Here is a 14,607-nt window from a genome sequence, read left to right as displayed (position 1 = left end):
AGGTGGTGCCACTACCTTGCCCGCTACCTCACGAAGTCGCATTCACGCTCTTTGACGAGGGCCCCGGGCGCACGCAGTGTGGGGGACGCAAACGACAACAGGCGGCGCCTGGAGGAATCTGTGAGCAGAAAGATTCTGGTCATTGTCTCCGAACACGGCTACTGGTCCGAGGAACTGATCGGTCCCGTTTCCAAGTTCGACGAGCGGGGCTACGAGATCGTATTCGCCACGCCGACCGGAAAGCGAGCGCACGCACTTCCGCCGAGCCTCGACGCGAACTACGTGGACCCCCCGCTGGGCCGCTCGGTGACCACCGAGGAGAACGCCCGGCTGGGCCGCGAGTTCGAGCAGTCGAACCGGCTCGACTCACCGCTCGACATCGAGGCGTGGGTCCCCGAACGCCCGTACACGAGCGACGGGGGATACCTGCGCAAGCTGGAGCAGTACCACCGGGATCTGGACAAGATCGACGCCGACATCGCGGAGTACGACGCGATCCTCATCGTCGGCGGCAGCGGCCCGATCGCCGACCTCGCCAACAACGAGCGGGTGCACGCCCTGATCCTGGCCTTCAAGAAGGCCGGCAAGGTCGTCGCCGCCGAGTGCTACGGCGTCGCCTGCCTGGCCTTCGCCCGGGACTGGGACGACCGCAAGAGCATCATCTGGGGCAAGCACGTCACCGGCCACTGCAAGGAGTACGACTACAAGGACGGCACCGGATTCCTCGGCACCGACTTCAACATGGGCCCGCCCCCGTATCCGCTGGAGTACATCCTGCGCGATGCGACCGGCCCGCGCGGCGCCTATCACGGGAATTTCGGCCACCCCCTTTCGGTGATAGTCGACTATCCCTTCGTGACCGGCCGCTCCACCCCCGATTCGTACCTCACGGGGCAGAAGATCGTGGAAGTCCTGGAGGACGGTCTCACCCGCTACGGGTGGTAGGGGAAAAAGGGGGAGTCCGATGAATACCGAAGCCACTCCCGGACGGGAAAGGCTCATCGAACAGTTCAAGGCCGACGGCCTGAACGTCATGTTCGGAAATCCGGGAACGGTGGAACAGGGATTCCTCGACGCGGTGGACGCGGCGGCGGACTTCCAGTACGTCCTCGCACTCCAGGAGACCGTGGCCGCGGGCATCGCCGACGGCTATGCCCGCGCCACCGGCGGCGCGGCCCTGCTCCAGCTGCACTCCGGTGTGGGCCTGGGCAACGGCATCGGCATGCTCTACCAGTCGCTGCGCGGCCACACCCCGCTCGTGGTGGTCGCCGGCGACGCCGGGGTCCGCTACGACGCCATGGACGCCCAGATGGCCTGCGACCTGGTGGCCATGGCCAAGCCCGTCACCAAGTACGCGACCCGGGTCACCGACCCCCGGTCCGTGCTCCGCACCGTCCGGCGGGCCGTCAAGATCGCCCTGACCCCGCCGCGCGGCCCGGTGTTCGTGGCCCTGCCGATGGACGTGCTGGACGAGCTCAACTCCGAGCCCGTGCTGCCCGCCACGGTGCCGCTCACCGACGTGGCGCCCTCCCCGGCCTCCGTCGGACGGGCGGCCGAGCTGCTCGCCGGCGCCGAGCACCCGGTGGTCCTCGTCGGGGACGGGGTCGCGCTCTCCGGAGCGCAGGCCGAACTCGCCGCCGTCGCCGAGCTGCTGGGCGCCGACGTGTACGAGGTCGACTCGTCCGAGGTGAACATCGCCGCCTCGCACCCGCTGCGCCGCGGCCAGACGGGCCACATGTTCGGCCCGCACAGCAAGGAGCTGGTCGGCCGGGCGGACGGGGTGCTGATCGTCGGCACCTACGTCTTCCCCGAGGTGTTCCCCGAACTGGAGAACCCCTTCCGGCCCGGCGCCAAGGTCGTGCACATCGACCTCAACGCCTACGAGATCGCCAAGAACCACCCCGTGGACCTGGGCCTGGCCGCCGACCCGCGGCACGCGCTGCGCGCGCTGGCCGGCGTACTGGAACAGCGGCTGACCCCGGCCCGGCGGGCGGCTGCGGCCGCGCGGCTGGACGTACGGACCCGCGAGCGGGCCCGGGCCGCCCTGGAGCGGACGGACGACGACACGCCGATGGCCGTCTTCCTGCGGACGCTCGCCGAACGCACCGGCGGGGACCTGATCGTCTTCGACGAGGCGCTCACCACCTCCCCGCTGGTCACCCGCCACCTGCCGCCCGAGCGGCCGGGCGACTACCACCTCACCCGCGGCGGCTCGCTCGGCGTCGGCTTCCCGGGGGCGGTCGGCGCCAAGCTCGCCCACCCGGACCGGCTCGTCGTCGGCTTCGCGGGCGACGGCGGGGCGATGTACACCTACCAGGCGCTGTGGACGGCGGTCCGGCACGGCATCGCCGCGAAGTTCGTGGTCTGCAACAACCGCAAGTACCGGCTGCTCGACGACAACATCGCCCAGTACTGGCGGGAGCGGGACATCGCGGAGCACCCCTTCCCGGGCTCCTTCGACCTCTCCCGCCCCGAGATCGACTTCGCCGGCCTGGCCCGGGCGCTGGGCGCCGGGGGAACCCGGGTGGAGAAGCCCGACGAGGCCGCGGCCGCCGTCACCCGGATGCTGGCCCACCCCGGCCCGTACCTGGTCGACGTCCAGGTCTGAACAGTGCCCGCCCCCGGCCCGGCCGGGGCACACCACGCGACACACCGACGGACAGGAGGAGACCGCATGCCCGCCGAGCGGCTGACCGAGGACGCGATCCGCGCCTTCGCCGAGAACTGGTACGTGGCCCTGGACCGGCACCTCCCGCTGGAGCAGGTCCTCGCCCTCATCACCGAGGACCTGGAGTTCAAGGTCCCCGAGGACACCTTCCTCGGGCACCAGGGCTTCGGCCGCTGGTACGACGCCGTCACCCACCGGTTCTTCGACGAGGTGCACACGGTCACCAAGGTGGAGCCGGTCATCGAGGGAGACCGCGCCATCGTCCGGGTCCTCGTCAACTGGCAGGCCAAGATCTGGGACCCGCCGGCCGCCCGCAGCCAGTGGCTGGGCTTCGACGCCGACCAGACCTGGACGCTCGTGGCCGGCGACGACGGACCGCTGATCAAGCAGTACACCGTCAACGAACTGGCGCCGATGCCCGGTTCGGGCTCGCTCTGAGGGGGCGGCGGCGATGACCGGAGTGACACGCGAGCGGGTCGAGGCCGCCTACCGGGCGCTGGGCTCCGGCGACCGCGCCCGGATCCTGGAGTACTACTCGGAGGACCTGCGCTGGCTGGTGCCGGGCAACCACCCGCTCGCCGGCTGGTACGAGGGCCTGGACGCCTTCCTGGAACTGATGGGCCAGACCCACAAGCTCACCGGCGGCACCTTCCGGATGGACCTGGAGGCGGTCCTCGTCGGGGAGGACTGCAGTGCCGACGTGTGCCGCAACACCGCGCTGCGCGACGGCGCGGACCCGGCGAGCGGCTCCCCGTACGAGCGGATGGACTACCAGGTCTTCCACTTCATGCGGTGGCGGGACGGCCGGGTCACCGAGGGGCGCGACGGGCTCTTCGGGGACACGGCGGCCGCCTTCAGCCAGTTCTGGGCACCGTTCGCGCCGGACGGCACCCGCAGGGACCGATAGGGGGATGAGAGACGCGATGGACGCCCGAGAGAGCATGACCGAAGTCCTTCGGAAGTATTACGAGTACGCCAACGCCGGGGACTGGGACCGCTGGTGCGACCTGTTCGCCGAGGACCAGGTCATGGACGAGCAGCTCGCCGGACACATCGAGGGCCTGGAGACCCTGCGCTCGATGATGAAGGGCATGGGGACCATGTACCGGGTCTTCCGCAACGAGCCCGTGCACTTCCTGGTCGACGGGACCAAGGCCGCGGCCGTATCCCACCTCAGCGCCGTCAGCGCCTCCGGCGAGGCCATCGAGGCCGAGGTGATGAACTTCTTCGAGATCGTGGACGGACGGATCGCCTACATGGCGAACTACCACGACACCGTTCCCTTCCAGGTGCTGGGCCAGGACTGAGGGGACCGGACTCGTGGCCACGGAACAGTACGACTACGTGATCGTCGGCTCCGGCACCGCCGGCAGCGTCCTCGCGAACCGCCTCTCCGCGGACCCGGACGTCTCCGTCCTGGTCCTGGAGGCCGGCGGCCCCCGCATCCCGCCCGAGGTGGACGACCCGTCCTCCTGGTACAAGCTGCTCGGCGGGCCCGTCGACTGGGGCTACACCAGCGTCCCGCAGCCGGGCCTCGGCGGCCGCCGTACGTACGAACCGCGCGGCAAGGCCCCCGGCGGCAGCAGCAACCTGTACATCATGATGCACATCCGGGGCCACGCCTCGGACTTCGACAACTGGGCCTACCAGGGCGCGGCCGGCTGGGCGTACGAGGACGTCCTGCCGTACTTCGCCCTGCTGGAGGGCCAGGAGGACGCCACCGCCGCCACCACCGGCACGACCGGACCGCAGCGGATCACCAACGCCGGACGGCACGGCCCCAACCCCGTCTCCCGCGCCTTCATCGACGCCGCCGTCGAGCTGGGCCACCAGGAGATCGCCGACTTCAACACCGACGGCCCCCGGCGCGGCCTCTTCGGCACCGGCTGGCACCACATCGACGTCGCCGACGGCCGCCGCCAGGGCACCCTGGCCGCCTACCTGGAGCCCGCGCTCGTCCGCCCGAACCTGACCCTGCGCACCAGCGCCCAGTCCACCCGGCTGCTCTTCGAGGGCGACACCTGCACGGGCGTCGAGTACGCCCAGCTCCAGCCCCCCGCCGACGTCCCGGGCCGCACGGTACGCGACGGCCACAGCTCCACCGCGGCTCCCGGAACGCACACCGTACGGGCCCGGCGCGAGGTGATCGTCGCGGCCGGGGCCATCGAGTCCCCGAAGCTGCTGCTGCTCTCCGGCATCGGGCACCCCGAGCGGCTGCGCGAACACGGCATCGCGGTCACCGCGGCCCTGCCCGGGGTCGGGGAGAACTTCCACAACCACGTCCTGACCGGGCTGATGGCCGAGGTCACCCAGGAACTCCCGCCGCCGGCGCAGAACCTGTCGGAGAGCGCACTGTTCCTGTCCTCCCGGCCCGGACTGCCCGCCCCGGACCTCCAGATCGCCTTCGTCCACGTCCCGTTCGACGTGATCATCGGCAGGGACCACCCGAACACCGTCTCCATCCTGCCCGGCGTCGTACGCCCGGTCTCGCGCGGCTGGATCAGGCTCGCGAGCGCCGATCCGCTGGCCCACCCGCTGATCAACCCGAACTACCTGGGCGACCGGTGGGACCTGGAACGGATGGTGCAGGGCGTCAAACTCGCCCGGGAGCTCTTCGCGACCTCCGCCTTCTCGCCCTGGTACAAGCAGGAGCTCCAGCCCGGCCCCGGCTTCGCCTCCGACGAGGAGCTGCGGACCTTCGTACGGCAGAAGTCGGAGAGCTACCACCACCAGGCCGGCTCCTGCCGCATGGGCGTCGACGACCTCGCGGTCGTCGACCCCGAACTGCGGGTGCACGGCGTACGGAACCTGCGCGTCGTCGACGCCAGCGTGATGCCCGCCGTCCCGTCGGGCAACTGCCACACCGCCATCGCGATGATCGCCGAGCGCGCGGCGGACTTCCTGAGGGGGATCTCCCGTGCCTGACGTGGTCCTGCGCGAGGGGGCGCTGACCGGGACCAGGATCGCCGTCCTGGTCGAGAGCGACTTCTACGAACCGGAGATCTTCTACTACCAGCGCCGGTTCGCCGAGGAGGGCGCCGAGGTCGACTTCCTGACCCGGCTGTGGGGCAACGACTCCATCACCTTCACCGGGCACGAGTACCGGGCGCCCTTCACCGCGGCCAAGTCCCTGGAGGGGCTGGACGACGAGGAGCTGCGCCGCTACGCGGCGGTCATCGTGCCCTCCGGGATGGTGGCCGACCGGCTGCGCTACACCGAGGACGTGGACGTCCTCGCCCCGGCGACCGAACTGCTGCGCCGGGCCTTCGAGGAGCCGGCCGTGCTCAAGGGGATCATCTGCCACGGCATGTGGCTGGCCTCCTCCATCCCGGACAAGGTGCGCGGACGCAAGGTGGTCTGCCACAACAACCTCATCGGGGACGTCCGCAACATGGGCGCCCAGTACGTCGACGAGGACGTGGTGGTGGACGGGGACCTGGTCACCGGCCGCACCGGCGCCCACCACCACCTCTTCGCCCGCCGGATCATCGAACTGGTCGCGGCGGGCCGGGGCCGGGGGAGCGCCTGATGGGCGCGATGGCCTGGTCGCACGTGGGCCTCAACTGCGCCGACCAGAAGACCACCGAGGAGTTCTACACCCGGTACTTCGGCTTCGCCCGGGCCCGGGTCGTCGACCTCGGCGGCACGCAGATCGTCTTCCTGCGCAAGGGGGACGCGTACCTGGAGCTCTTCGCGGCGGCGGCCGAGCCGGCCCGCACCGCGCACGAAGACGGCCCGCCGGCCCCCGGCCGGATACGCCACCTGGCCTTCCAGACCGACAGCGTCGACGCGTTCCTCGCGGAACTCGGCGACGCGGCCGAGGTGACCCTGGGCCCGCTCGACTTCGACGACTTCATCTGCGGCTGGCGGACCGTCTGGGTGCGCGATCCCGACGGGGTGATCGTCGAGGTCAGCCAGGGGTACGAGGACGACCGCTCACACGACAAGGACGGTGCATGACATGGCGGGCTCGCTGAACTTCTCCTTCTCCGACACGATCGCGGGCTACGTCGTCCGCTTCGACTCCTCGTCCCGGCTGCTGCGGCTGAAGACCACCGACGACCGCGAGTTCGAGGTCTCCCTCGCCTCCGGCCCCAGCGCCGAGCTGGTGCGCAACCTCGACGAGCCGTACGTCGACGCCTCCGGGCACGTCGACGAGATGCTCTCCCCGGGCCGGTTCCTCTTCGCCTACGGCGTCCACTACCCCGAGCAGGGCGGTCGCTTCGACGCCAAGCGGCTGGTGTTCCTGGGCCGCGGCGCCGAGGACTACCGCTTCGAGGAGGCCGGCTGGTGGATCCGGCAGATCGAGTCGCTGGCCGACTTCTACAAGCGCGCCCAGTTCGGCGACGGCCCGGTGGACTTCACCGAGTACCGCACCGAGATCCGCCTCGGCGGCGACAAGACCGCCAGCCACGTCCAGGAGACCGACACCATCTCCCGCCTGGTCTACGGCATGGCCTCGGCCTACCTGCTCACCGGCAAGGACGAGTACCTGGAGATCGCCGAGCGCGGCACCGAGTACCTGCGCAAGCACATGCGGGTCGTGGACAGCGAGGAGGACGTGGTCTTCTGGTACCACGGCATCAGCGTCGACGGCGACAGCGAGCGCAAGCTCTTCACCTCGGAGTTCTCCGACGACTACGACGCGATCCCGATGTACGAGCAGATCTACGCGCTGGCCGGCCCGGTCCAGACCTACCGGATCACCGGCGACGTCCGGATCAGGAACGACGCCGACGCCACCATCCGGCTCTTCGACAAGTTCTTCAAGGACGAGGAGCAGGGCGGCTACTACTCGCACATCGACCCGATCCTCTTCAGCGCCGACCACGAGTCCCTCGGCGAGAACGCCGAGCGCAAGAACTGGAACTCGGTCGGCGACCACGCGCCCGCCTACCTCATCAACCTGTACCTGGCGACCGGCGAGCAGAAGTACGCCGACTTCCTGGAGTACACCTTCGACACCATCGCGGACAGGTTCCCGGACTACAAGAACAGCCCGTTCGTCCAGGAGCGCTTCTTCCGCGACTGGTCGCACGACACCGCGCACAGCTGGCAGCAGAACCGCGCGGTCGTCGGGCACAACCTGAAGATCGCCTGGAACCTGATGCGGATGAACTCGCTGAAGGCCAAGCCCGCCTACGAGCAGCTCGCCAGGAAGATCGGCGAGATCATGCCGGCCGTCGGCAGCGACCGGCAGCGCGGCGGGTGGTACGACGTCGTGGAACGCGTGAAGGAGGGCGACCAGGAGACGTACCGGTTCGCCTGGCACGACCGCAAGGCCTGGTGGCAGCAGGAGCAGGCGATCCTCGCCTACCTCATCCTGAACGGCACGGTCGGCGGCGACGCGAACCTGCGCGAGGCGCGCCAGGCCCAGGCCTTCTACAACACCTTCTTCCTCGACCACGACGAGGGAGCGGTCTACTTCAACGTGCTCGCCAGCGGTACGCCGTACCTGCTCGGCACGGAGCGGCTCAAGGGCAGCCACTCGATGTCCATGTACCACTCGGCGGAGCTCTGCTACCTGGCCGCCGTCTACAACAACCTTCTCGTCAACGGCCGGGAGATGGACTTCCACTTCCAGCCCGACCCGACCGACCTGCCCGACCGGATCCTGCGCGTCTCGCCCGACCTGCTGCCCGCGGGCTCGGTGCGGATCGCGTCCGTGGAGATCGACGAGAAGCCCTACGAGGAGTTCGACGCCGAGGCGCTGACCGTCCACCTCCCCGACGTCCAGGGCCGGGTCAAGGTCAAGGTCCGGCTCCGGCCGGTGAACAAGCAGTAGTGCCCAACGGGGGGCGCCCCAACAAGAGGGGAATGCAGGAAATGAGTCTGACCGTGAAGGAACGCCGGAACAAGACGGCCACCGTGCTCGTCGCCACCGGCGAGATCAACAGCGAGACCTCCGGCACCCTGCTGGAGTCCCTGCTGCCGCTGGTCCGCGAGGGCCGGCCGCTGCGCATCGACCTGACCGCCGTGACCTACGTCTCCAGCGCCGGGCTGCGCACGCTGCTCGTCGTCTACCGCGAGGCGCAGCACGCCGGGGTCGCGGTCACCCTGTACGGGGTGAGCGAGGAAGTCCGGTTCGTCATGTCGGCCACCGGCTTCCTCGACTTCTTCGAGACCGGCGAGGCGGCCGCCGCCAGGGCCAAGGCCGCGCGATGAGCGAGGCCCGCTCCGAGCAGGTGCTGCGCGTGGACGCGTACCCGACCCACGAGGTGGGCGGGTACCGCGTCCGCGCGGGCAAACCGTTCCCCTTCGGGGCCAACGTGGTCCCCGGCGGGGTCAGTTTCTCCGTCTTCTCCGACCAGGCGACCTCCATGACGCTGGTCATCTACAAGCGCGGAGAGCCCGAGCCGATGGCCGAGCTGGAATTCCCCGAGGAGTTCCGCACCGGCAGCGTCTTCGCCATGACGGTCTTCGGCCTCGACCACGAGAACATCGAGTACGGGTACCGTGCCGACGGCCCCTACGACCCGGCCACCGGCCACCGCTTCGACGCCCGGCAGGTCCTCTCCGACCCCTACGCCCGGCTGATCGCCGGCCGCGACGTGTGGGGCGTGGAACCGGACCGCAGCCGCGGCTACCAGTACCGCTCGCGGGTCTGCCTCCAGGACTTCGACTGGGGCGACGACACCCCGCTGCGGATCCCCGCCGAGGACCTCGTCGTCTACGAGGCCCACGTGCGCGGGTTCACCCGGCACCCCTCCTCGCAGGTCACGGCCCCGGGCACGTTCGCGGGGCTGCGGGAGAAGATCCCGTACCTGAAGGAGCTCGGGATCAACTGCATCGAGCTGCTGCCCGTCTTCGAGTTCGACGAGAGCGACAACCCGCGCACCAACCCCGAGACCGGCGAGAAGCTCTACGACTACTGGGGCTACAACACCGTCTCCTTCTTCGCGCCGAAGGCCGGCTACGCGGCCACCGGACGCTACGGGATGCAGGGCGACGAGTTCCGCACCCTGATCAAGGACCTGCACGCGGCCGGAATCGAGGTCATCCTCGACGTCGTCTTCAACCACACCGCCGAGGGCAACGAGCAGGGCCCCACCATCTCCTTCAAGGGCCTGGACAACGCCACGTACTACATGCTCACGCCCGAGGGGTACTACTTCAACTTCAGCGGCACCGGCAACACGGTCAACTGCAACCACCCCGTGGTCCGCAACTACGTCCTGGACTGCCTGCGCCACTGGGTCGCCGACTACCACATCGACGGCTTCCGCTTCGACCTCGCGGCCATCCTCGGCCGGGACCTGGACGGCACCCCGCTGCCCAACCCGCCGCTGCTGGAGATGCTCGCCTTCGACCCGGTGCTGCGGCACACCAAGCTCATCGCCGAGGCGTGGGACGCGGGCGGCCTCTACGAGGTCGGCAACTTCCCGGCGTACGGGCGCTGGGCCGAGTGGAACGGCAAGTACCGCGACACCGTCCGCCGCTTCCTCAAGGGCGACCCCGGGGTCACCGGTGAACTGGCCGCCCGCGTGGCGGGCTCGCCCGACCTCTACTCCGGCCGCGGGACCTCGGCCTCCGTCAACTTCCTGACGGCCCACGACGGCTTCACCCTGGCCGACCTGGTCTCGTACAACGACAAGCACAACGAGGCCAACGGGGAGGGCAACGGCGACGGCGCCAACGACAACAACAGCTGGAACTGCGGCGCCGAGGGACCCACCGACGACCCCGAGGTCAACGCCCTGCGGGTGCGCCAGATGAAGAACGCCCTCGCGATCCTCCTCACCAGCCAGGGCATCCCGATGCTGCTGTCCGGGGACGAGGTCGCCCGGACCCAGCAGGGCAACAACAACACGTACTGCCAGGACAACGAGCTCTCCTGGTTCGACTGGGGCCAGGTCGACGAGAACGGCGAACTGCTCCGGTTCACCCGCCAGATGATCGCCTTCCGGGGGCACCACCGCGAGCTGCGCTCCACCTCGCACCCCACCGGACGGCTCCGGGAGGGCCTCGGCCTGCCCGACATCAGCTGGCACGGGGAGCGGGCCTGGCAGCCCGACTGGTCGGCGGACAGCCGGCTGCTGGCGGTGGCCCGCTGCGGCACCGGCGACCAGGACGTGGTGTACGTGGCCATGAACTCCCACTGGGAGGCGCACGACCTCGAACTGCCCGCACTGCCCGGCGGCCGCAGCTGGCACCTGTTCGCCGACACCGGCGCCGAGGCGCCGCACGACATCCGCACCCCGGGGGCGGAACAGGAGCTCGACAACGCGGGCAAGTACCTGATCGGCCCGCGCTCGGTCGTGATCCTGGTCGGCCGCGCGAACGGCCCCGAGCCCCGGGGCGACTGACCCGACCAGACCGAAGGAGACCCTGACATGCCGCTTTCCGTGTCCCTGAGCATCGAGGGCGACACCACCGTGATCGAGCTGACGGGCGAGCTGGACGCCAAGACCGCCCCGGATTTCCACCAGACGATCGAGAAGGCCGCCGGGCACGGCACCGGCACCGTCGAGATCCGCATGGCAGGGGTCGGCTACATGGCCAGCGCCGGCCTGCGCTCCCTGGTCTTCGCCCAGCAGAAGGTGGGGGGCGAGGTCACCATCAAGGTGACCGGCGCCATCGAGCCCGTCGCCCGGACCATCCGTACGGCCGGGCTCGACCGCAGCATCGTCCTCTCCGATGACTGAGCACGACGCCCGGAACGGTGACTGAGATGGTGGAACTGGCGAGGAAGCCCGCCGTACTGGACGTGCCCGCGACGGTGGGGGCACTGGGCGAGATCGCCGCGTTCGTCCTGCGGCTGGCCGCCCGGGCGGGCCTCGGCAAAGGGGCCACGTACCGGATCCGGCTGGCCGTGGACGAGCTGGCCACCAACATCGTGATGCACGGGTACCGGGGCGGCGGCGGACGGATCACCGTCCGCGGCCGTCCCGGTCCCGACGGGGTGCGGATCGTCATCGAGGACACCGCCCCCGCGTTCGATCCCGTCGCCGGCCGCCTGCCCCCCGCCCCCGGGATCCCCCCGGAACGGCGCCGGGTCGGCGGCCTCGGCATCCACCTGGCCCTGACCAGCGTGGACTCGTACGCCTATGCCCGCAGGGACGGCCGGAACATCAGCACGCTGACCGTGAAGGCCGATGAGGGGACGGACGCATGCCCTCCACGACCGTGATCATCCTGGACGTGTACCCGCCGCCGCCCGTCGAACTGCTGGACGCGCTGCGGCGGATGGACGCCGAACTCGTCCCCCGCACCCTGGGGGAACTGCTGCGCGGCCGCCTCGAACTGCTGCCCGTCGCCGACGTGCTGCTCGCCCCCGCCGAAGCCGACGGGGAGACCGTGCGCAGCGCCGTGCGCCGGCTGCGGCGCTGGGCCGGAGCGCCCATCGTCGTCGTCTGGACCGTCCGGGAGTTCGCCGCCCTGGAGCGGCACGTCCGCCTCGGCCACGACTACCTCGTCCCGCCCTTCCTGCCCGCCCTCGTCGGAGCCCGGCTGCACAGCTGCACCGAACGGGCCGGACTCGGCCGCACCCTGCGCGAGGCCGACGCCCGCGCCGAACTCATGGGGTACGAGAAGGAACTGGAGATCGGCCGCGAGATCCAGGCCGGCTTCCTGCCCGAGGCGCTGCCCGTCCCCGACGGCTGGGAGATCGACGTGCGCTTCCGGCCCGCCCGGCAGGTCGCCGGGGACTTCTACGACGTCTTCGAGATCTCCCGGGGCCGGCGCCTCGCGGTGGTCGTCGCCGACGTCTGCGACAAGGGGGTCGGCGCGGCCCTCTTCATGGCCCTCATCCGCTCCCTGCTGCGCCACACCGCCGAGAACAGCGGACTCCAGCACCTGATGGCCGCCGGCCGCACGGGCGGCAGCCGCCGCACCCCGGTCGTCGGCGCCACCCCGCTGCTCAACGCGGTCACCGCCACCAACGGCTACCTCACCCGCAACCACCTGCGGCAGGGCTACTTCGCCACCCTGTTCTTCGGCGTCCTGGACCCGCTGACCGGCAGCCTCGTCTACATCAACGGCGGCCACAACCCGCCCCTGCTGCTCTCCGGCGACGGCTCCGTACCCCGGGCCCTGGAGGTCACGGGGCCGGCGGTCGGGGTACTGCCCGACTGCGTCTTCACCCTCGGCTACGCCCAGCTGAACCCCGGCGACACCCTCTTCGTGTTCACCGACGGAGTGCCCGAGGCCCGCTGCCCCGAAGGCAGCTTCCTCGGTGACGAGAGGATGCTGGAACTGCTCGCCGGCCCCCCGGCGAGCGGCAGGGACGTGGTCGACCTGATGGACCGGGCGGTGCGCGAGCACACGGGCACCGCCGAACAGCACGACGACGTCACCATGCTGGCCGTGCACCGGCCGCGTGCGGCGCGGGGGCCGCACGCGGACGACACCGGCTACCGGGTGGTGGCGTGATGACCCGGACCATCGTGGTGCACTCGCACCGCGGCGGCACCGGGAAGTCCTCGGTGCTGGCGAACCTCGCGCTGCTGCTGGCGGCCGCGGGACGCCGGGTGGGGGTGGTCGACACCGACCTCCAGTCGCCCACCCTGGACCTGCTGTTCCGGCTCGGTCCCGGCACCGGCTCGCTGGCCGACTACCTGCTCGGCCGCTGCGAGATCGAGACCGCGGCCCGGAGCACCGCCGTGCCCGGGCTGTACGTCGTACCGGCCCGGACCGGGACGGCGGCCCTGCGGGAGCTGATGACCACCGGGTACGACGTGGGGATGCTCCCGGAGGGCTTCGACCGGCTGGCGGAGAGCCACGCGCTCGACTTCCTGCTGCTCGACACGCACGCCGGGCTCAACAACGAGTCGGTGACCGCCATGGGCAGCGCCGACATCGTACTGATCATGGCGAGGGCCGACCGGGTCGACCTCTCCGGAGCGGAGGAGACCATCGCCCTGGCCGGGCGGCTGGCCTGCCGGCGGGCCCTGGTGCTGAGCATGGCACCCGAGGGCGTGGACCGGCAGGAGGTGGCCCGCAGGGCCGAGGAGGTATACGGCGCCCCCCTGGCCGGAATTCTCCCGTACGTTCCGGGAATGGCGGCCCTCCACGGAGAGCGCATATTCGCGGAAGCCCTTCCCGACCACCCCCTGGTCGGTGAATTCCGCACGATCCTCACGGCGTTGGACGCACGTGACGAAGTATCGCGGGCCTGACGCCGTCCCCTTACGCCCCTCACGAAGGGGCGTGTTGAATCGGCAGCGATCCAGAACAAGGAGAGAATCATGAGGATTCTCGTCGTCTTGACGGCAAAGGCCACCCTCCATCTGCTGGACGGGGAACAGCACCCCTCGGGATTCTGGGCCGAGGAATTCGCCGTTCCCTATACCCTCTTCCGAGCAGCCGGCCACACCGTCGACGTGGCGACGATCGGGGGCGAGGTCCCCACGGTCGACCCGACCAGCATCGACCCCGGCTTCCTGCGGTGGGTCCGCCCCGAGGGCTCCCCGGACCAGGACGCGGCCAACGCCGCCGAGTACGTCCGGGTCATCGAGCAGACCCCCCAGCTCGAAGCGCCCCTCGCGGTGGAGTCCCTCGGCGAGAAGGACATCGCCGAGTACGACGGCATCTACATCAGCGGCGGCCACGGAGCCATCGGCGACCTGCCCAAGTCCGACGAGCTGGCGCAGCTGCTGCGCTGGGCCATCGGACAGGACAAGCCGATCGCCACCGTCTGCCACGGCCACACCGCACTGCTGTCCCTGCGGGACGGCGAGGGCCACTGGCCCTTCGAGGGATACCGGATGACCGCCTTCTCGCACAGCGAGGAACTGGTCACCAACATGGCAGGCCGGCTCCCGCTGATCCTGGAGGCCGAGCTGACCAGACTCGGCGCCCGGTACGAGAAGGCCGACGTGATCTGGGACTCGCACGTCGTCGTGGACCGCAGGCTCACGACCGGTCAGAACCCCTACTCCTCCAAGGCCCTCGCCGAGACCTTCCTGCGGCAGCTCGGCGAGGCCTAGGGGGTGCCCGCC

General features: G+C 70.4%; 16 protein-coding genes. All 16 read left to right on the top strand.

Annotated elements, in window-relative coordinates; genetic code table 11:
- Window positions 1-120: 120 nt before the first annotated feature.
- The 16 genes from ACZ518_RS23540 to ACZ518_RS23465 all read left to right on the top strand — a co-directional run bounded on the left by ACZ518_RS23540 (window position 121) and on the right by ACZ518_RS23465 (window position 14,595).
- Complete coding sequence (locus tag ACZ518_RS23540) at window positions 121-945, top strand: type 1 glutamine amidotransferase domain-containing protein (RefSeq protein WP_469114973.1); 825 nt, start codon at window positions 121-123, stop codon at window positions 943-945.
- Window positions 946-964: 19 nt separating this feature from the next.
- Window positions 965-2,608, top strand: a complete 1,644-nt coding sequence (locus ACZ518_RS23535) for a thiamine pyrophosphate-binding protein (protein WP_469114972.1) — start codon at window positions 965-967, stop codon at window positions 2,606-2,608.
- Window positions 2,609-2,674: 66 nt separating this feature from the next.
- On the top strand, window positions 2,675-3,106 hold the full coding sequence (locus tag ACZ518_RS23530) for a nuclear transport factor 2 family protein (protein WP_125595779.1): 432 nt from the start codon (window positions 2,675-2,677) through the stop codon (window positions 3,104-3,106).
- 13 nt (window positions 3,107-3,119) lie between these two features.
- The gene (locus ACZ518_RS23525) at window positions 3,120-3,575 is read left to right on the top strand and encodes a nuclear transport factor 2 family protein (protein WP_469114971.1); all 456 of its coding nucleotides are present in this window, start codon (window positions 3,120-3,122) and stop codon (window positions 3,573-3,575) included.
- Window positions 3,576-3,579: 4 nt separating this feature from the next.
- Window positions 3,580-3,975: a nuclear transport factor 2 family protein gene (locus tag ACZ518_RS23520; RefSeq protein WP_469114970.1), complete on the top strand. Its 396-nt coding sequence runs from the start codon at window positions 3,580-3,582 to the stop codon at window positions 3,973-3,975.
- A 13-nt stretch (window positions 3,976-3,988) separates the two neighbouring features.
- Complete coding sequence (locus ACZ518_RS23515) at window positions 3,989-5,593, top strand: GMC family oxidoreductase (RefSeq protein ID WP_469114969.1); 1,605 nt, start codon at window positions 3,989-3,991, stop codon at window positions 5,591-5,593.
- Entirely contained in the window at window positions 5,586-6,197 is a 612-nt protein-coding gene (locus ACZ518_RS23510) for a DJ-1/PfpI family protein (protein WP_469114968.1), read from the top strand. The genes ACZ518_RS23515 and ACZ518_RS23510 overlap by 8 nt, the downstream gene beginning before the upstream one ends.
- Window positions 6,197-6,628: a VOC family protein gene (locus ACZ518_RS23505; RefSeq protein WP_469114967.1), complete on the top strand. Its 432-nt coding sequence runs from the start codon at window positions 6,197-6,199 to the stop codon at window positions 6,626-6,628. Before ACZ518_RS23510 ends, ACZ518_RS23505 begins: the two co-directional genes overlap by 1 nt.
- 1 nt (window position 6,629) lies before the next feature.
- The gene (locus ACZ518_RS23500; RefSeq protein ID WP_469114966.1) at window positions 6,630-8,453 is read left to right on the top strand and encodes an AGE family epimerase/isomerase; all 1,824 of its coding nucleotides are present in this window, start codon (window positions 6,630-6,632) and stop codon (window positions 8,451-8,453) included.
- Between the two features lie 41 nt (window positions 8,454-8,494).
- Window positions 8,495-8,833: an STAS domain-containing protein gene (locus ACZ518_RS23495; RefSeq protein WP_469114965.1), complete on the top strand. Its 339-nt coding sequence runs from the start codon at window positions 8,495-8,497 to the stop codon at window positions 8,831-8,833.
- Window positions 8,830-10,974 carry a glycogen debranching protein GlgX gene (gene glgX / locus ACZ518_RS23490; protein WP_469114964.1) on the top strand — a complete coding sequence of 715 codons (2,145 nt, stop codon included), beginning with the start codon at window positions 8,830-8,832 and terminating at the stop codon, window positions 10,972-10,974. Before ACZ518_RS23495 ends, glgX begins: the two co-directional genes overlap by 4 nt.
- 27 nt (window positions 10,975-11,001) lie before the next feature.
- Complete coding sequence (locus ACZ518_RS23485; RefSeq protein ID WP_362468245.1) at window positions 11,002-11,313, top strand: STAS domain-containing protein; 312 nt, start codon at window positions 11,002-11,004, stop codon at window positions 11,311-11,313.
- Window positions 11,314-11,339: 26 nt separating this feature from the next.
- Complete coding sequence (locus tag ACZ518_RS23480) at window positions 11,340-11,798, top strand: ATP-binding protein (RefSeq protein WP_469115137.1); 459 nt, start codon at window positions 11,340-11,342, stop codon at window positions 11,796-11,798.
- Window positions 11,780-13,039, top strand: a complete 1,260-nt coding sequence (locus ACZ518_RS23475; RefSeq protein WP_469114963.1) for a PP2C family protein-serine/threonine phosphatase — start codon at window positions 11,780-11,782, stop codon at window positions 13,037-13,039. Before ACZ518_RS23480 ends, ACZ518_RS23475 begins: the two co-directional genes overlap by 19 nt.
- Window positions 13,039-13,785, top strand: a complete 747-nt coding sequence (locus ACZ518_RS23470) for a MinD/ParA family ATP-binding protein (protein WP_469114962.1) — start codon at window positions 13,039-13,041, stop codon at window positions 13,783-13,785. Before ACZ518_RS23475 ends, ACZ518_RS23470 begins: the two co-directional genes overlap by 1 nt.
- Before the next feature lie 69 nt (window positions 13,786-13,854).
- Complete coding sequence (locus ACZ518_RS23465; RefSeq protein ID WP_469114961.1) at window positions 13,855-14,595, top strand: type 1 glutamine amidotransferase domain-containing protein; 741 nt, start codon at window positions 13,855-13,857, stop codon at window positions 14,593-14,595.
- Window positions 14,596-14,607 lie beyond the last annotated feature (12 nt).

It is taken from the genome of Streptomyces sp. NPDC033966 (assembly GCF_055575955.1).
The sequence above is the reverse complement of the archived record's forward strand: the minus strand, read 5'-3'. Positions and strand labels throughout refer to the sequence as shown.